Raw genomic sequence first — 16,962 nt, 5'->3', positions numbered from 1 at the left:
GGCAGTTCGTTTCGGGATGGTTCCGACCCGCGCCACGCGGTCGTCACAACGGTTAAGAATCCGGCAACCCTGTTCCTACGCGCTTGGGTTATCTATTGTCGTCATACCGGCTCCACGAAATCAGGGAGCCGACGGTTGATTGTGGCGATTGCGAACAGGGATGGATGCGGTACCGCGGAACGTCTGTCGCGGATCGTCGCGGCCGACGGTAGCGCGAGCCATCGCGCGCCGGACCGGCTGTCGCGAAGCGATGTCGCGGTGCGCGACGTTGCCGACGCCCTGCACCAGCTATGTTCGCTGCACGGGCGCCATCCCGGTGTGGTCGACCATGTCGCCGCGTCCGACCTGCACCCTTCCGCCGCGCCGTGGCTGGCACAGGCGGCTGCAGCGTTCGCCGAAGAGCGAGCCTATCTGATCCGTGTGTCTGCCGCCGCCGGTCCGCCTCCGGGCACACCGGGACAGGCCGCCGCCGAAGCCGCGCTGGCGGCGCAACGTAACGCGATCGATCTGCTCGCCCGCTCCGCGCGGCCCGGCTGTGCGCTGGGTGCAGCGATTGCGGTCACGCTCGACTGGCCGGTGATACGCCGCCCGCTGGATGCTGCAGCGCTTCGACTGGGGCTGGAGACGATTCCGGCCACCCTGCCCTCGCCCGCGCAGACGCTGCGTCTGATCGTGTCGGTCACCGACGAATCCCCGATCGAGCGGGCGATGACGTTCGGCCTGCAGCAATTGCTCGCCCAGCATCGCGGACTGTGGGACATGCTGACCGCACGCGCCGAGAGCCGGGGCTAGAGCGGCTTTCGCGCGGACTGGATCGACAGGGATTCATACGGCGACCGTTTTCTGACGCTCGATCCGTGCTGGCGAAGAAGCCCGACAAGACCCGCCTTCCAAGGCATTCGCTGTGAAGCATGCCGCGTACCACGCCACGAAGCCAGCCGCCGCCGGAACGAGACGCCGATAGGTCAAATCTTTACGTTCCTGATACGCGCGATCCAGCGCAAGCCAACGCTTCGCTATCGGGCGCGGCACCTGCCCCTCCGCATAGTCGAGGCGGAACAGGTGCCGTACCGTCTGACGATTGCCAAATCGGGGCGATCGAGGAACGAGGCGTCGATCACCGGTATCGGTGGCGGTGTGGCAGCGATTGTCGGCACCGGCCTATGAAGGGGCGTCCGGTAGATCGATGCTATCCGCCAACGTGCCGCGCTCGACGGAGCGCAATGCTCGCAGGAAGCGTCGCAACGGCAGCGCCGTATCGTTCCGATGGTCAGCCGCCGGCATTGCGATTCCTGCTTCTACGAGAAACGGACCGGATGCTGCCAGCCCGCGACCGGTTCATCACCGGCCGCACCTGATCAAAACTTCGCAATGATCCGAGCGCCCAATTCGGACGCCCGAACGGAACCACCCGCTTAATTCAGGCTCGCACGCAGCCTTCCGGCAACATCCTCCAGCGTCACCCCGGCCAGCTGGTCCGCCCCTTCGCCCGCGCGCAGCACCGTCGCGATGTTCAGCATGATCTGCGTCACATGGTCGATCGACTGCAGCCCGGTCAGGTGGCGGCGCAGCGTCGTTTCGTCGCTGCCGAGTTCGAAGGCGAGTTCGCCGAGCAGGCGCGACGCCCGCTCCAACTCGCCGGCCAATGCTTCGCCCAGCGCGGGCGCGGCGGCGGGGATGCCGACCCGGCTCATTTCGAGCACAGTTTCAACACGCTGGCGGCCAGCGCATCGGCTGCGACGGGTTGGGTCACCATGCCGCGGGCCAGCGTGTGGCCGCCGCCGGATTCCGCAGGCGAAAAGATATAGCCGCCCGCACCCAGCATCGCCTTCAACCCGCCGCCGCCATCTTCGCTGCCATCGATCAGCAGCACGCCGGCCGCGTTCGACCCGGCGGCCTTGGCGGCAGCGGCGAACAACAGCGAGATCGACGGGCGTTCGCCCGCCACCGGATCACGCGCCAGCAGGCGGATCCTGCCCGACGGCCAGGCATCGACCACGACGTGATGGTCGCCCTGCGGCGCGAAATAGATCGTGCCCTGCTCGATCGCCATGCCGTCCTGCGCGACGACGACCTTCGGCGCGACCTGCGAGCCGAGCTTTTCGACCATGCCGTCGACTAGGCCCGGGCCCAGATGCTGCACGACGATCGTCGGCGGGCAGTTGGCCGGAAACTGACCGAACAGACCGAACATTGTGGCCGTGCTGGATGCATCGCCGCCGAACACGAGTAGGCGGCCGTTCCAGTCGATCGGCCGCGCGGCGCTGGCGACCTTCTGCACCTTTACCGGAGCGTTGCGGGCCGATTTGATGCGCTTGCCCAGCTTTGCGATGATGGCATTCAACTCGGCCGGGGCCGCCACGCGCGGCTTGGGCAGGCAGTCGATCGCCCCCAGGCGCAGCGCCTCGATCGTCTCGCCCGCCCCGTCCGTGGTGCGGGTCGAGAACATGATGACCGGCATCGGCTTCGTATCCATGATCTCGGCGAGATATTCGATCCCGCTCATCCCCGGCATCTCGACGTCGAGCGTCATGACATGCGGCTTGAGCGAGGCGACCATCGAACGCGCTTCGGCGGCGCCATCGGCCAGGCCGACGACCTCCACACCCGGAATCCGTTCGAGCGCGCCCGAGATGAGCGCCCGCATGGTCAGGGAGTCGTCGACGACGAGGACCTTCGTGCTAGCAGCCATGATGTGATTGTCCCAAAAAGATTACGCGGTACGTCAGGCGGCTTCGGCCACCGGCTGGTCGACCAGTCGGTCGAGCGCCAGCACCAGGATCATGCGATTGTCGATCGTCGCCAGCCCTTCGAGGAATCGCGACGCTTCGGTATCGCCCATGTCGGGCACCGGCTGCATCGCGTCGGGGTGGATCGACACGATGTCGTTCACCGCATCGACGATGATGCCCTGCAGCTGTTCGCCGATCCGCACGACGATGATGACGTGGCGGGCCGACGGGTCGGTCACGCCCCAGTTCAGCCGGTGGCGCAGGTCGAACACCGGCAGCACGACGCCGCGCAGGTTCACGACCCCGCGGACATAGGGCGGGACGTTGGGCAGCGGCGTGGCCGGCGACCAGGCGCGAATCTCGCGGATCGCCATGATGTCGACGCCCAGTATCTGGTCGCCCAACTGGAAGGTGATGAGTTGGCGGGACATGGGGATTTCCTTATCGCGCAAGAGGGTCAGTGCATCACACGCCGGATCGCGGCGGCCAGCTTTTCGGGATGGAACGGCTTGACGATCCAGCCGGTAGCACCGGCATCGCGCGCACGCTGCTTCTTTTCATCCGAACTCTCGGTCGTCAGCACGAGAATTGGCAGGCTGCGGCGGCCCTGCCCGCGGACTTCGGCGATCAGGCCGAACCCGTCCATACGTGGCATGTTGATGTCGGTGATCAGCAGGTCGGGCTGGAACCCGTCCAGCTTCTCCAGTGCGTGAACGCCGTCCTCGGCCTCCACGACGCTATATCCCAGATCGGTCAGCGCGACGCGCAGCAGCATCCGCATACTGGGCGAATCGTCCACGGTCATGATCGTCTTGGCCACGGTATGAGGCTCCCTCGGTGCAAATTCGGTCATCAGAAAAACTCCACATCGCCGACGGCGGCGGGCGGCGGCGGGGGTGCCCGCACGACGATGGGCGGTGCCACGGCGTCGACGACCGACCGGCATCGCGCCAGCCCGACCGCCGCCCGGAATTCGACCCGGCGGGCCTGGGTGCCGCCCACATCCTCGCCGACCAGCGCGATGCGTTCGTCCCGCAGGAATTCGCGGGCGAAGGCGATGTTCGCGCCGCCGATGTCGCGGAACCCGGCGCGCATGGTGGCGCCGCCGAAGATGCGCGCCCGCATCCGCGACCGCACGGCACCCCGCGCCAGCATCGCGTTGATGAGGACCTCCATCGCATAGACGCCGTAGCGCTGCATCGACGCCGTGTCGGACGCATTGCCGTCCGCCAGCAGATAATGATTGATCCCGCCGATCTGGGCGATCGGATCGTAGAAGCAGGCCGCGACGCAGCTGCCCAACACGGTGGTCAGCACGACATCGCGTTCGTCGCTGACCTTCGTCTCGCCCTGCGCGACGGTGATCCGGCGCAACCCGTCCCGGTTGGTCAGTGCGCTCATGCGGCACATTCCGCCAATAGTCGCGCGGCGATCCGCCGCAGCGGCAGCTGTTCGGCGACCGCGCCGATCTGGTGGGCGATGGCCGGCATTCCGTACACCACGCTGGTCGCCTTGTCCTGGCCCAGGGTCAGCGATCCGCAGGCGCGCATCGCCTTCATCCCCTCGGCTCCGTCGCAGCCCATGCCGGTCAGGATCGCGGCGGTCGCGTCGCGCCCTGCCAGTCGCGCGACCGAATGGAACAGGCGGTCGACCGACGGGCGATGGCCGTTGACCTTGTCACCCTCGACCAGCCGGCAATGCCGCCGGTCGCCCGACCCGCCGATCTCCATATGCCGTTCGCCGCCGGGGGCCAGATAGACCTTGCCCACCATCAGCGGTGCGCCGGGACGCGCTTCCTCCACGGTCGGCGCGCACAGCCGGTTGAGCCGTGCGGCGAAGCTGGGGGTGAAGGTCGCCGGCATATGCTGCACGATGACGGTCGGCGGGCAGTTGGCGGGAAAGCCCGAGAGCAGTTCGATCAGCGCCTCGACCCCGCCGGTCGACGCGCCGATCGCGATCATCGCACCGGGACGCGGGACATAGCTCGCCCGGTCCTGCACCGCCACCGGGGCGGGGGCGGCGCGCACCGCCGTCGGCCGGGCAGCAGGACGCGCGGTCGCGGCGGCGCGGACCAGTTCGGTCAGCTCCGACGTGCAGGCGGCATCGGTGCCCGCCATCAGCCGCGTCTTGTCGAAACAGTCGAACGCCCCGCGTTCCAGCGCGGTCAGGCTGGCCTCCGCCCCTTGCGCGGTCAGCGTCGACAGCATCACCACCGGCGTCGGGCGCAGCCGCATCAGCCGTTCGAGGAAATCGAGGCCGCTCATGCCCGGCATCTCGATGTCCAGCGTCACCACGTCGGGATCGAGCGCCTTGATCTGCGAGCGCGCCTCGTCGGCGCTGGCGGCGGTGCCGACGACCTCGATTCGCGGATCGGCGAGCAGCCGGCGGCGAATGATCGCCTGCATCGCCATCGAATCGTCGACGATGAGGGTGCGGACGCTCATGCCGCGATCTTCTGATAGGCGGTACGGCCGATGCAGCGGAACTTGTCCTGTACCGCGCCGATCAACCGCTCCGAATGACCGATGTAGAGCATCCCCCCAACCTCCAATCGCTCGGCGAACCGCGCCAGCAGGCGCTCCTTTGTGGGCTCGTCGAAATAGATCATGACATTGCGACAGAAGATCGTGTCGAACCGTCCCTTGAACGGCCATTCGCCGAGCAGGTTTAGCGGCTTGAACGCGATTCCGTCGCGCAGGACCGGGTCGACGACCAACTGGTCGCCCTCCCCCCGGGTCCAGACGGAACGCAGCGACGCGGGTACAGTCCGCATCGTTTCCTTCGAATACCGGCCCGCGCGTGCGGTGTTCAGCACGCTGGGCGACACGTCGGTCGCCAGCAGGCGCAGATCGGCCTTCAAAAGTCGCTGGGCCGCGGCGCGATCGGTCCCGAACATCGCCATCAGCCACGAATAGGGTTCTTCGCCGCTCGAACAGGCCGCCGACCACAGCCGCACGCGGCCCCCCTTGGCAAGCCGGTCGGCCAGCTCCGGCCAGATCCGCTCGACGAAATCCTCGAAATGATGGTTTTCGCGAAAGAAGCTGGTGTGGTTCGTGGTCAGCGCGTCGATCGCGCGGCCGCGTTCCTCGGCATCACGGCCGATATGCGCGACATAGTCGGCAAAGCTGGTCAGCCCGCACGCCCGCACGCGCGGCGCGATCCGGCCGTAGACCAGCTGCGCCTTGCCGTCGGGCAGCAGGATGCCGACCTCGTCATACACCAGCGCCGCGATGGCGTGGTGGTCGCGCGGGTGGAATTCGAATTCACGCGCGCGGTTGTTGTCGAGGGCGGCGGCCCGGGTCATGCGGCCAGCGCTGCGGTCGGACGGTTGGCGAAGCGACCACGCGTGGTCAGCGCATCGACATCGGCGATCAGCGCGACGCGCCCGTCACCCAGGATCGTCGCCCCGGCCACGCCGTCGATCGCGTGATAATTGGCCTCCAGGCTCTTCACGACGACCTGCCGCTGGTCCTGGATCGTATCGACCAGTAACGCGGCCTGGCCATGGTCGCCATCGACCACGATCAGCACGGCGTCGGTCGGATTACGCTGCGCGCCATCGATGCCCAGATAATCGGCGATGCGCAGCACGGGCACATAGGAACCCCGCACGTCGAGGACGGTGCCGTCCGGCCCCAGCCGGCTGAGCGTATCCGCATCGGGGCGCAGGCTTTCGACGATATGGCCGAGCGGGATGACGAAGGTCTGTGCGCCGACGGTCACGATCATGCCGTCCAGCACCGCCAGCGTCAGCGGCAGACTGAGCGAAAAGCTCGATCCGAAGCCTTCGCGCGACTGGATGCCGATGCGGCCGCCCAGCGCCTGGATATTCTTGCGCACCACGTCCATACCGACGCCGCGCCCGGATACGTTGGTGATGGCCGCCGCGGTCGAGAAACCGGGCGCGAAGATCAGATTGTCGATCTCTTCGTCGCTCAGCACCGCGTCGGGCAGGATGATGCCCTTTTCGATGGCCTTGGCCTTCACCCGAGCGCGATTGATCCCCTGACCGTCGTCCGACACGGTGATGACGATCCGGCCCGACTGGTGCGCGGCGGCAAGGCGCACGACACCCTCGGCCGGCTTGCCCGCCGCGACACGGGCATCGGGCATTTCCAGCCCATGGTCGACGGCGTTGCGGATCAGGTGGGTCAGCGGTTCGCCGATCCGTTCGACCACGGTCTTGTCGACCTCGGTCATCTCGCCATCGACTTCGAGGCGGACGCGCTTGCCGGTTTCGCCCTCCAGTTCGCGGACGATGCGCGGCACGCGGCTGAACACCGTCTTCATCGGCTGCGCGCGGATCGCCATCGTCGATTCCTGCAACTCGCGCGTCAGATGCTCGAGGTCGCTCAGCTCCGAAATGCCGCCCATCTGGTTTTCGGCCAGACGCTGGGCCAGCATCGCCTGGGTAATCACCAGCTCGCCGACCAGGTTGACCAGCCGGTCGAGCTTGTCGAGGTCGACGCGGATCGTCTGCGCCGCCGGTGCCGCAGGCGCGCTCGGCGTCGCAGCGCGCGGCGCGGCCGGTTCGGCAGCGACAGGGGCCGGGGCGGGAGCCGGTGCAGGGGGCGGCGGAGGCGGAGGCGGAGGCGGCGGGGCGACAGGCTCCGGCGTTTCGACCGCTGCTACGGGGGCCGGTTCGAACGAATCGAGCAAGTCGAACAGCGCATCGACACTGTCCTCGGCCATCGCCGGCTGGGCATCGCCGCGCGCCAGCGTGATCGCGGTCGGATCGCCGAATTCGAACACCGCACGAATATCGTCCTCGGCAACGCTGGCCGGCAGCGCGACGTCCCACGCCAGATAGCCGCATTCGGGGTCCATCGTGTCGATCGACGGCAACGCGGCGCGGTCGCAAGCAGTGACCTTGCCGCCAAGCATCGTCAGTTCGCGCAGCAACAGCAGCGGTTCGGAACCATGTTCGAACGCCTTGGCGCCCGGCGTATAGCGCAGGCGCCAGCCATTGGCGGCATCGGCACCGTCCTCCGACTGGGCGACATCGCCCAGCAGCGACATCAGGTCGTCGAGGTCGTCCGACATCTCGACCACCGGTGCTACTTCGGCCACCGGGGCGGTCGCCGCCTTGGGCGCGGTGTCGCCGCCGGCCGCTGCCTGCAACCGCTCCAGCATCGCCGCGTCGGCAGGCGGGGTATCGTTGTCGCGCGCCGCCGCCACATGGTCGGCCAGCATGTCGAACGCGCCGACCACCACGTCGAGCAGTGCGGGCGTCAGTTCCAGCGTGCCGTTGCGGATCAGGTCGAGCAGCGTCTCATATTGATGGGTATAGGCCTGCAGCCGCTCATGGCCGAACGCCCCGGCCCCACCCTTGATCGAATGCACGCAGCGGAACACGGCGTTGATCGTTTCCGAATCGCGGTCGCCGTCGCGCAGCGCCGCGAAATTGCCTTCCATCGCGGCGAGGCCTTCCTCGCACTCCTGAAAGAAGATCTGCTGGATTGCGTCGAGGTCCATGGGCTTCGCTCCCGATTCAGGCGGCGATAAGGGTGTCGAGGGCCGCCAGCGTCGCCATGTCGGCGAATACGGGGCTGGCTCCGACGATGCGGAATTCCTGGCCGGACTCCTCGGCCGCGGCTTCGGCGGCGGCGAGGACCTGAAGACAGGCCTGGCCGATCCGCTCCACGCCCGATGCATCGAGCTGGATCGGCTGGCCGCTGCCGATCGCGTCGCGCAGCGTCTGGCGCAGCGCTGCGGCGGCGGGGGTATCTAGCACGGCAGGAAGGGCGATGGTCATTGGCATGTCCCGAGAGAGGATGTCGCGGTCGGCGGTTCGGTTCAGAATTCGCTCCAGTCGTCATCGCTGACGACGGGCGCTGCGGCAGCGGCGCTGGCGGTCGCGGCGACCTTGCGGCGCGGGGCTGGCGGCGGGGCCATTTCGCGGCTGACCTGCGCGACCCGCGCCTGCAGCCGGTGCACGGCACTTTGCGTGGGGGCGTGGCGCGGGGCGAACGATGCCGTGCGCGCAGACCCGCCGGCCGACAGCGTGAAGCGGTCGACCTGCCGCTGCAATTCCTGCGCCTCTTCGGCCAGGCTGCGGGCGGCCGCGGTGGCCTGTTCGACCATGGCGGCATTTTGCTGCGTCACGCCGTCCATCTCGTTGACGGCGGTATTGACCTGCTGCAGCCCGGTCGCCTGCTGATCGGCCGAGGTGGCGATGGTGCCGACCAACGTACTGATCTCGCCGATGCGGCCGATGATCCGTTGCAGCGCCTTGCCGGTTTCGCTGACCAGTTCGACACCGGTCGCGACCTGTTCGGACGATGCGTTGATCTTGGCCTTGACGTCCTTTGCCGCATCGGCCGAGCGCTGTGCCAGTGCGCGCACTTCGGACGCGACGACCGCAAAGCCCTTGCCGGCGTCGCCCGCACGTGCCGCCTCCACGCCGGCGTTCAGCGCCAGCAGGTTCGTCTGGAAAGCGATGCCGTCGATGACGGTGATGATGTCGCCGATCTCACCCGACGCACGCTCGATGCCGTGCATCGCGTCCACCGCGCGGCGCACGACGTCGCCCGACTGTTCGGCTTCGTCACGGGTTTCGCTGACGACGGCATGGGCGCGGGTGGCCCCGGCGGCGGTTTCGCGGACCGTACCGGTGATCTGGTCCATCGCCGCGGCGGTTTCCTCCAGGCTCGCGGCCTGTTGCTCGGTACGCTGCGACAGGTCGTCCGATGCCTGGCGAATGTCGTGCGCGCCGCTGGTGATTCCGTTGGTCGCCTGACGTACGGCCGACAGCACTTCCGACACGGCCTCCATGGCCGCGTTGAAATCGGCGCGCAGCCGTTCGTAATCGGCGGGGAACGCATCGGTGATGCGGTAGCTGACATCGCTGGCGGCAAGGCGCGACAGCCCCTGCCCCAGATGACCGACCAGCAGCTCCTGCGCCTTGGTCGCGTCCTTCACCACCTGCGCATTGGCACGAAACACTTCCATCGCGCGGGCCATCCGGCCGACACAGTCCTGAAAGTCGGTATAGTCGATCGGGGTGGTCAGGTCGCCCGCGGCAATCCCCTCCATCCGCACGACCGAAGCGACATAGGGGTCGCAAACCGCGGAGCGGAAGCCGAACGTGGCCACGATCGTCAGCAGCAGCGCGACACCGGCAAGGCCCAGCAGCACGCCAGCCGACCCGACACCAGAGAGCGCCGCCGCCGTCGTCGCGACCGGTATCGCCGCCAACGCGGCATAGGCGACGCCCATGATCGCGAATTTCCGGCGAATCGGGGCATGTTTACGGAACCACGGCGTCATTCATCTGCTCCAAAAACGATCGTCAGCGATGTCCCCCCGGACTGCCCATGCTCGCTATCGTGCATGCCTAAGCCCGTTCGTATAATTTCTGGTTAACGGCGTTTTCGACCGCTTTTGCGGGACGTTGTCGTGCTCGGATCGGCACGGCCCGTCGGAGCCGGCGGCGCAGGACATTGCGCCGGGGCCGATCGCCTTCGGCTCCATGGACGACCGCTCCATCGCCATCTTCTCTGCCGCGCAGGCGGAAGTCGACAAGCGCCAGCGTCAACGCTCCGACCAAAACGTCAGCGGCTACGGATTCCCGCCTGCACGGGAAGTACGAGAATTTGCGATAGGCGCTAAATGTCGATCGGTTGGCGGAGTCGCCGGGGAAGGCGACGATTCGTCGCCGCCACGCCCACGCATGACATCGCGACGGCCCGGTATCAGCGTGTCAGTCGCCGTGCCGCCGATAGGGATCGTGCATCTGGCTCAGCCATCCGGCGAGATGCTGCGATGCCGGTCCGACCGTACCGCGCGGACGCCGTGCCGCCGCGACATCGATATGGCCGTTTTCGAATACCAGCCCCGCCCGGCCATCCCGCACCCAGCGAACCGAGCCTTCGAGATGGTGAAGCGTCCCCATCGTCACCAGCACCCGACCACCGGCGGTCAGGTTACCCGGATCGTCGATGCAGACGCCGGATTCGGACAGGTTGCGCACGCGGCATTCGGCGACGCGGTCGCTCGCCTCCACGCGCGCGGTCAGGAATACGCTTGCCCGGCGTGCACGCGAGGGGAACGAACCGTCTGACGAATCGATCATGGCAATATTGCTATCGGATCGGTGAGTGACGCGCGGTTGAACCGCGACTCGGACGCGGAAATTGGTGCCCCTGGCCGGGCTCGAACCAGCACTCCTTGCGGAATCCGATTTTGAGTCGGACGCGTCTACCAATTTCACCACAGGGGCACGACGGGCGCGTTAGCCGAAGCGACGCGCCCCCGCAACCGTTACGAAAAGACGCGATCGATATCGAGGGTGCCATGCGGGTCCTTCGGATCCGGCCCGAACCGGTTCGGGCCGCGCGTCCCCTCCGTCACATACAGGACGAACAGCCAAATCCAGCCGATGATGGGCAGGAAGACGAGCAGCAGCCACCAGGCCGACCGATCCGTATCGTGCAGGCGGCGAATGGCGACCGTGATACCGGGTACGAACAGGGCAAGGTTGACCAGGGCGTTCACCGGTCCGGTGCTTCCCCAGTCGAAGCCCAGCCCCCTGTCGACCACGGTCGTCACCACGCCGACCAGAAAGCTGAACAGGGTGAACATCCAATATTCCTGACGACGCGACCGGCCGCCGATCTCGAAATATCGCCGCAGCGGTAGGATCATCCACTCCATCTTCGGACTCGCTCCTTGTTGCCGATGCGCAACATCCTGCCAGCCCGTTCGACGGAGGCAATCAGCCAATGGTCGGTATTGGCGTCCTCCCGATCAGTCCCGTTCGGGCAGCCGCGTGCCGCACCATGGGCAAAAGGATATGGCGATCATCGACGACCCGCCGTCATGGATCAGCAGCCCGTAACCGCCGCTCGCCCGCCCGATGAACGCATCGGGACAGTCGGAGCGATCTTCATGCACGGCGCAACGCCGCTCCAGATCTTCCTGCATCTGATCGCAACAATAGTCCGCCATGTTCGCTCCCTCAGTTCGTCGGCGCGCGGCGGCGATAGCTCAGCGCCTCGGCCACCTGCGCCCGCCCGATCGTCCCGGTGCCGGCCAGATCGGCGATCGTCCGGCTGACCCGCAGCACCCGGTGGAAGCCGCGCGCCGACAACCGCATCGCCTCGGCCGCCTGTGCCAGCAGCGCGCGGGCCGCCGCGTCGAGCGCGGCGGCGCGTTCCAGCACCGCGCCGTCCGCCTCGGCATTGGTGCGGATGCCATCGGCGGCGTAGCGCGCCCGCTGCACATCGCGCGCCGCCGCCACTCGCGCCGCAACCTCGGCCGATCCCTCGGCGGGTGGCGGAAGGACGAGGTCGGCGGCGCTGACCGCCGCCATCTCGACCGACAGGTCGATTCGATCGAGCAGCGGCCCCGAAATCTTCGCCTGATAATCGGCGGCGCAGCGCGGCGCACGGGCGCACGCCAGCGCCGGATCGCCGAGATGCCCGCAGCGGCAAGGGTTCATCGCCGCGATCAGCTGCACCCGCGCCGGAAAGGTCACATGCGCATTGGCCCGCGCCACGCTCACCTCGCCGGTTTCCAGCGGCTGCCGGAGCGAATCGAGGACCGCGCGCTGGAATTCGGGTAGTTCGTCGAGGAACAGCACCCCCAGATGCGCCATGCTGATCTCACCGGGCTTCACGCGCAGGCCGCCGCCGGTCAGCGCCGCCATCGACGCCGAATGGTGCGGATGGCGGAACGGTCGCACCCGCGTCATCCGCCCGCCGGTCAGCGTACCGGCGACCGACTGCACCATCGATACCTCCAGCGCCTCGGCAGCATCGAGCGGCGGCAAGATGCCGGGCAGGCAAGACGCGAGCAGCGACTTGCCCCCGCCGGGCGGCCCGACCATCAGCAGATTGTGGTTCCCCGCCGCCGCGATCTCCAGCGCGCGCTTGGCAGTTTCCTGACCCTTCACCTGCTTCAGGTCGGTGCCGCTCCACCCCTCCTCCGCGCCGCCCGGCTGCGGCATCGACAGCAGTTGTTCGCCCTTCAGATGGTTGAGCAGCGACAGCAGGTCGGGCGCGGCCACCACCGGCGTTCCGGCCCAGGCGGCTTCCGCGCCCTGTACCGCCGGACAGATCAGCGCCCGCCCCTCGCCACTCGCCAGCATCGCCGCCAGCAGCACGCCCGGCGACCCGGCGATTCGCCCGTCGAGGCTCAGTTCGCCGACGATCAGATAGTCGGACAGCGCCTCCGCATCGACCACCCCCATCGCCGCCAGCAGCCCGAGCGCGATCGGCAGGTCGTAATGCGACCCTTCCTTGGGCAGGTCGGCGGGCGACAGGTTGACGGTGATCCGCTTGGGCGGCAGCGACAGGCCGATGGCAGCGATCGCGGCGCGCACCCGCTCGCGACTCTCGCCCACCGCCTTGTCGGCCAGCCCGACGACGACAAACGCCGGCACGCCGCTGGCCAGCTGCACCTGCACCTCGACCCGCCGCGCCTCCAGCCCGAGATACGCCGCCGTCGATACGATCGCGACCATGCTGCCCCTGTCCCCGTTTCCCTATGGCGTCCCATAGCGGCTTTCCGCGCGCAGGGAACGGTCCGTCGCGACCGTCTTGTCAGCGCAACACACGGCTGGCATGGAGGGCGTCGATGCACATCGCGCTGGTGTTCCTCGGTGTCTTGCTGATCCTGGTGACGCCGCTGGTCGCGGTGCTGCCGGGTCCCGCCGGCATCTTCACCTTCGCAGCCGGCACTGCCCTGATCCTGCGCAATTCCCGCTGGGCGCGGCACCGTTTCGCCCGGCGACTGCGGCGGCATCCCCGGCTTCGCGCGCTGTCCGACCGGGCGTTGCGCCGCGCCAGCGCCAAACGGCGGCGGATGCGCGCGGGCACCTGATCCGCGCCGTTGACTTGAGCGCCCGTCGCAGCTAATGGACCCCCCACGCGGCCGCCGTCACTGGCGGCTTTTTACGTTCTGGCAGTTTTGAATACCCGGGGAATGAGTGATGAAGCGGACTTTTCAGCCGAGCAACCTGGTACGGGCCCGTCGTCACGGCTTCCGCTCGCGCATGGCGACGCCGGGCGGCCGCAATGTGATCCGCGCGCGTCGCTCGCGCGGCCGCAAGAAGCTGTCGGCCTAATCAAAATGCTTCGCCGCCGGGATTATCTGGCGGCGAATGGCGGACGCCGGGCCCCCATGCCCGGCTTCGTCCTGCTGGTGAGAAACCGCAAGCCGGACGAACTGGCCGATACGCCGCCCCAGGCGATGCGAATCGGCATTACCGTATCGAAGAAGGTCGGAAACGCCGTCGTCCGCAACCGGATGAAGCGGCGTTTTCGCGCGCTTGCCGCGGAGCTGCTGCCCGAACAGGGTATATCCGGCGCCGATCATGTCCTGATCGGCCGGGCGAGCGGTATCGAACGCCCGTTCGACGAGCTGAAAGCCGACCTTTCCAAGGCATTGCGCAAGGTTCGCCGGTGACCGACACCGGCGGCCCCGTTCGTCCGGGTATCGCCGCCCGTGCGCTGATGCTGGTCGCCCGTGCATGGCAATTGGGTCCCTCGCTGATCCTGCCGCCGTCGTGTCGCTATCAACCCTCCTGTTCGGCCTATGCAATCACTGCCCTTGCCCGCTATGGCGCGATCAAGGGGGCGTGGCTGGCCGCCAAACGGATCGCGCGCTGTCACCCATGGGGCGGGCACGGCCACGATCCGGTGCCCTGAGTCTGCGCCGTAAGGATTCTACGTGAAGAACGACCAGAAGAATTTCCTGCTGTTCGCGGTACTGGCTGCGCTGGTGCTGTTCGGCTGGCCGTATATCGCCAACCATTTCTTCCCGGCCGCCAATCCGCCGGTGACGAAGCTGGAGGATGGCAAGAGCAAGCCCGTCGCCAATCCGGCGACCGACCCGGCCGCCGATACCGCGGACGCGATTCGCGACCGGGCGATCGTGCTGCGCGAAACCCCGCGCGTGGCGATCGAGACGCCGGCGGTGCGCGGGTCGATCAACCTGCGCGGCGGGCGGATCGACGACCTGGTGCTGCTGCGCCACAAGGAAACCATCGCCAAGGATTCGCCGCCGGTCCGGCTGCTGTCGCCGTCGGGCACGGTCGATGCCTATTTCGCGCAGTTCGGCTGGAGCGGCACCGGCATCACGCCGCCGCCCGCCGATGCGCTGTGGACCGCCAGCGGCACTAAGCTGACCCCGACAACCCCGGTCACGCTCACGACGCAGGCGGGCAGCCAGCGTTACCTGATGCAGATTTCGGTCGACGCGAACTACATGTTCACCGTGCGCCAGAGCATCGTGAACACCGGCACGCAGCCGGTGCAGGTCGCGACCTATGGCCTGCTCAGCCGCCGTGGCGCGCCGGTCGACAAGGACACGATGACCATCCAGGTCGGCCCGATCTACGAAGCCGGCAACGGCGTGAAGTTCGACGTCGACTACAAGGATATCGACGCCACGCCCACGACCTTCAGCGCAAAGGGCGGCTGGCTCGGCTTCACCGACCATTACTGGATGACCGCCCTGATCCCCGACCAGAACGCGCAGCACGGCCTGTCGCTGAAGGGCGCGGACCAGCGGCATCAGGCGGATTACCGCTCGCCCACCCTCGCCACGCTGAACCCGGGGCAGGCGATGACGCAGAGCGCCCGCTTCTTCGCTGGTGCCAAGGAAAACAAGGTCCTCAACGCCTATGAGGAACAGGGCGTGCCCTATTTCTCGCGCTCGATCGACTGGGGCTGGTTCCGCGTCGTCGAGGAACCGATCTTCGTCTATCTCGACTGGCTGTTCCGCATGGTCGGCAATTTCGGCGTCGCGATCATCCTGCTGACGCTGACCATCCGCGGCCTGATGTTCCCGATCGCCCAGCGCCAGTTCGCCTCGATGGCCGCCATGCGTGCGATCCAGCCCAAGCTGAAGGTACTGCAGGAACGCTACAAGGACGACAAGCCGCGCCTCCAGCAGGAGATGATGGCGCTGTACAAGACGGAGAAGGTCAACCCGGTCGCCGGCTGTCTGCCGACGCTGATCCAGATTCCGATCTTCTACGCGCTGTACAAGGTGCTGTTGCTGACCATCGAGATGCGTCACCAGCCGTTCGTCGGCTGGATCAAGGATCTGTCCGCGCCCGATCCGGCGACGATCCTGAACCTGTTCGGCTATCTCGACTTCACCCCGCCGCATTTCCTTGCGATCGGCATCGTGCCGGTGCTGCTCGGCATCTCGATGTATTTCCAGTTCAAGCTGAACCCGGCACCGATGGACGACATGCAGAAGCAGGTCTTCGGGCTGATGCCGTGGGTGCTGATGTTCATCATGGCCCCGTTCGCGGTCGGCCTGCAGGTCTACTGGATCACATCGAACCTGCTGACCATTGCGCAGCAGCAGCTGCTCTACTCGCGGCATCCGGCACTCAAGCAGGCACCGGCCAAGTGAACGACCTGCCGCCTCCCCCGCCCGGCGACGACCGCTTCGATCCCGACCAGATCGAAGCGGCGCGCAAGATCTTCGCGGGACCGATCCAGTTCCTGAAATCCGCGCCGTCGCTCGATTACCTGCCGAACCCGGACGTGCCGGAGATTGCGTTCGCCGGACGCTCGAACGTCGGCAAGTCGTCGCTGCTCAACGCCCTGACCGGCCGCACCTCGCTCGCGCGCACCTCGGTCACGCCGGGGCGGACGCAGGAGCTGAACTTCTTCGACATCGGCACGCCCCTCCGGCTGCGTCTCGTCGACATGCCCGGATATGGGTTCGCCAAGGCACCCAAGGACATGGTCCGCAAGTGGCGCTATCTGGTGAACGACTATCTGCGCGGGCGGCAGGTGCTGAAGCGCACGCTCGTCCTGATCGACTCGCGCCACGGCATCAAGGATGTCGACCGCGAGGTGTTCGAGATGCTGGACAAGGCCGCGACCAGCTATCGCATCGTCCTGACCAAGACCGACAAGATCAAGGCGACGGAGCTGGAAGACGTCTACGCGGCGGTCGGCGAGGAAGTCCGCAAGCGCCCCGCCGCGCATCCCGACGTCATCTCGACGTCGAGCGAAAAGGGCATGGGCATCGCCGAACTGCGCGCGGCGGTGATCGAGTCGATCGGCTGATCCTCCGTCATTCCGGCAACGGCCGGAATGACGACCTACGCCCGCCGCCTCCCATCATATGTTCGTCATTCCCGCGAAGGCGGGAATCCATACCCACTGGCGTTTCGATCGAGACGCGACGTCGGCGTATATGGACTCCCGCCTTCGCGGGAGTGACGAAAGGGAGCGCCGCGTCCAACCAGCCGGACGATCGC

The 16,962-nt window shown here is 67.3% G+C and carries 21 protein-coding genes and 1 tRNA gene; 7 read left to right on the top strand and 15 right to left on the bottom strand.

What is annotated here, in order from left to right:
* Positions 1-141: 141 nt before the first annotated feature.
* Positions 142-792, top strand: coding sequence for a DUF6975 family protein (locus tag MF609_RS17475; RefSeq protein ID WP_336945075.1), 651 nt, complete (start codon positions 142-144; stop codon positions 790-792).
* A 623-nt stretch (positions 793-1,415) separates the two neighbouring features.
* Here MF609_RS17475 and MF609_RS17470 read toward each other — a convergent pair.
* The 15 genes from MF609_RS17470 to MF609_RS17400 all read right to left on the bottom strand — a co-directional run bounded on the left by MF609_RS17470 (position 1,416) and on the right by MF609_RS17400 (position 13,197).
* Positions 1,416-1,694 carry a hypothetical protein gene (locus MF609_RS17470; protein ID WP_242417420.1) on the bottom strand — a complete coding sequence of 93 codons (279 nt, stop codon included), beginning with the start codon at positions 1,692-1,694 and terminating at the stop codon, positions 1,416-1,418.
* Positions 1,691-2,692, bottom strand: a complete 1,002-nt coding sequence (locus MF609_RS17465) for a chemotaxis protein CheB (RefSeq protein ID WP_242417419.1) — start codon at positions 2,690-2,692, stop codon at positions 1,691-1,693. Before MF609_RS17465 ends, MF609_RS17470 begins: the two co-directional genes overlap by 4 nt.
* A 33-nt stretch (positions 2,693-2,725) precedes the next feature.
* Positions 2,726-3,163 (bottom strand): chemotaxis protein CheW, encoded by a 438-nt coding sequence (locus MF609_RS17460; protein ID WP_066694144.1) that lies wholly within the window; start codon positions 3,161-3,163, stop codon positions 2,726-2,728.
* Between the two features lie 26 nt (positions 3,164-3,189).
* Positions 3,190-3,552: a response regulator gene (locus MF609_RS17455; protein WP_066694146.1), complete on the bottom strand. Its 363-nt coding sequence runs from the start codon at positions 3,550-3,552 to the stop codon at positions 3,190-3,192.
* Positions 3,553-3,584: 32 nt separating this feature from the next.
* Positions 3,585-4,142 (bottom strand): chemotaxis protein CheD, encoded by a 558-nt coding sequence (locus tag MF609_RS17450; RefSeq protein ID WP_419723118.1) that lies wholly within the window; start codon positions 4,140-4,142, stop codon positions 3,585-3,587.
* Positions 4,130-5,176, bottom strand: coding sequence for a protein-glutamate methylesterase/protein-glutamine glutaminase (locus MF609_RS17445; protein ID WP_242417417.1), 1,047 nt, complete (start codon positions 5,174-5,176; stop codon positions 4,130-4,132). The genes MF609_RS17450 and MF609_RS17445 overlap by 13 nt, the downstream gene beginning before the upstream one ends.
* Positions 5,173-6,036, bottom strand: coding sequence for a CheR family methyltransferase (locus MF609_RS17440; protein ID WP_242417416.1), 864 nt, complete (start codon positions 6,034-6,036; stop codon positions 5,173-5,175). The genes MF609_RS17445 and MF609_RS17440 overlap by 4 nt, the downstream gene beginning before the upstream one ends.
* Complete coding sequence (locus MF609_RS17435; protein ID WP_242417415.1) at positions 6,033-8,207, bottom strand: chemotaxis protein CheA; 2,175 nt, start codon at positions 8,205-8,207, stop codon at positions 6,033-6,035. Before MF609_RS17435 ends, MF609_RS17440 begins: the two co-directional genes overlap by 4 nt.
* Before the next feature lie 16 nt (positions 8,208-8,223).
* Positions 8,224-8,487, bottom strand: coding sequence for an STAS domain-containing protein (locus MF609_RS17430; protein WP_242417414.1), 264 nt, complete (start codon positions 8,485-8,487; stop codon positions 8,224-8,226).
* Positions 8,488-8,528: 41 nt separating this feature from the next.
* Positions 8,529-10,001, bottom strand: coding sequence for a methyl-accepting chemotaxis protein (locus MF609_RS17425; RefSeq protein ID WP_242417413.1), 1,473 nt, complete (start codon positions 9,999-10,001; stop codon positions 8,529-8,531).
* 433 nt (positions 10,002-10,434) lie between these two features.
* On the bottom strand, positions 10,435-10,806 hold the full coding sequence (locus MF609_RS17420) for a PilZ domain-containing protein (RefSeq protein WP_242417412.1): 372 nt from the start codon (positions 10,804-10,806) through the stop codon (positions 10,435-10,437).
* 62 nt (positions 10,807-10,868) lie between these two features.
* Positions 10,869-10,953: transfer RNA gene (locus MF609_RS17415), tRNA-Leu, on the bottom strand.
* Between the two features lie 41 nt (positions 10,954-10,994).
* Positions 10,995-11,378, bottom strand: a complete 384-nt coding sequence (locus tag MF609_RS17410) for a DUF805 domain-containing protein (protein WP_242417411.1) — start codon at positions 11,376-11,378, stop codon at positions 10,995-10,997.
* 102 nt (positions 11,379-11,480) lie between these two features.
* A complete protein-coding gene (locus MF609_RS17405; protein WP_242417410.1) occupies positions 11,481-11,681 on the bottom strand; it encodes a DUF6980 family protein in 201 nt (66 codons plus the stop codon).
* 10 nt (positions 11,682-11,691) lie between these two features.
* A complete protein-coding gene (locus tag MF609_RS17400) occupies positions 11,692-13,197 on the bottom strand; it encodes a YifB family Mg chelatase-like AAA ATPase (RefSeq protein WP_242417409.1) in 1,506 nt (501 codons plus the stop codon).
* Positions 13,198-13,310: 113 nt separating this feature from the next.
* Here MF609_RS17400 and MF609_RS17395 point away from each other — a divergent pair, with 113 nt between their 5' ends.
* The 6 genes from MF609_RS17395 to yihA all read left to right on the top strand — a co-directional run bounded on the left by MF609_RS17395 (position 13,311) and on the right by yihA (position 16,768).
* A complete protein-coding gene (locus tag MF609_RS17395; RefSeq protein ID WP_242417408.1) occupies positions 13,311-13,556 on the top strand; it encodes a hypothetical protein in 246 nt (81 codons plus the stop codon).
* Between the two features lie 109 nt (positions 13,557-13,665).
* The gene (gene rpmH / locus MF609_RS17390) at positions 13,666-13,800 is read left to right on the top strand and encodes a 50S ribosomal protein L34 (protein ID WP_055760361.1); all 135 of its coding nucleotides are present in this window, start codon (positions 13,666-13,668) and stop codon (positions 13,798-13,800) included.
* A gap of 5 nt (positions 13,801-13,805) precedes the next feature.
* A complete protein-coding gene (gene rnpA, locus MF609_RS17385) occupies positions 13,806-14,141 on the top strand; it encodes a ribonuclease P protein component (RefSeq protein ID WP_277991323.1) in 336 nt (111 codons plus the stop codon).
* A 29-nt stretch (positions 14,142-14,170) separates the two neighbouring features.
* Positions 14,171-14,383: a membrane protein insertion efficiency factor YidD gene (yidD, locus tag MF609_RS17380; RefSeq protein WP_055818097.1), complete on the top strand. Its 213-nt coding sequence runs from the start codon at positions 14,171-14,173 to the stop codon at positions 14,381-14,383.
* 22 nt (positions 14,384-14,405) lie between these two features.
* Positions 14,406-16,103, top strand: coding sequence for a membrane protein insertase YidC (gene yidC / locus MF609_RS17375; RefSeq protein ID WP_242417406.1), 1,698 nt, complete (start codon positions 14,406-14,408; stop codon positions 16,101-16,103).
* The gene (yihA, locus tag MF609_RS17370; RefSeq protein WP_242417405.1) at positions 16,100-16,768 is read left to right on the top strand and encodes a ribosome biogenesis GTP-binding protein YihA/YsxC; all 669 of its coding nucleotides are present in this window, start codon (positions 16,100-16,102) and stop codon (positions 16,766-16,768) included. Before yidC ends, yihA begins: the two co-directional genes overlap by 4 nt.
* Positions 16,769-16,962: the final 194 nt, after the last annotated feature.

The organism is Sphingomonas panni (assembly GCF_022664435.1).
Taxonomy (GTDB): domain Bacteria; phylum Pseudomonadota; class Alphaproteobacteria; order Sphingomonadales; family Sphingomonadaceae; genus Sphingomonas; species Sphingomonas panni.
This window is presented reverse-complemented; position numbering and strand designations above follow the sequence as displayed.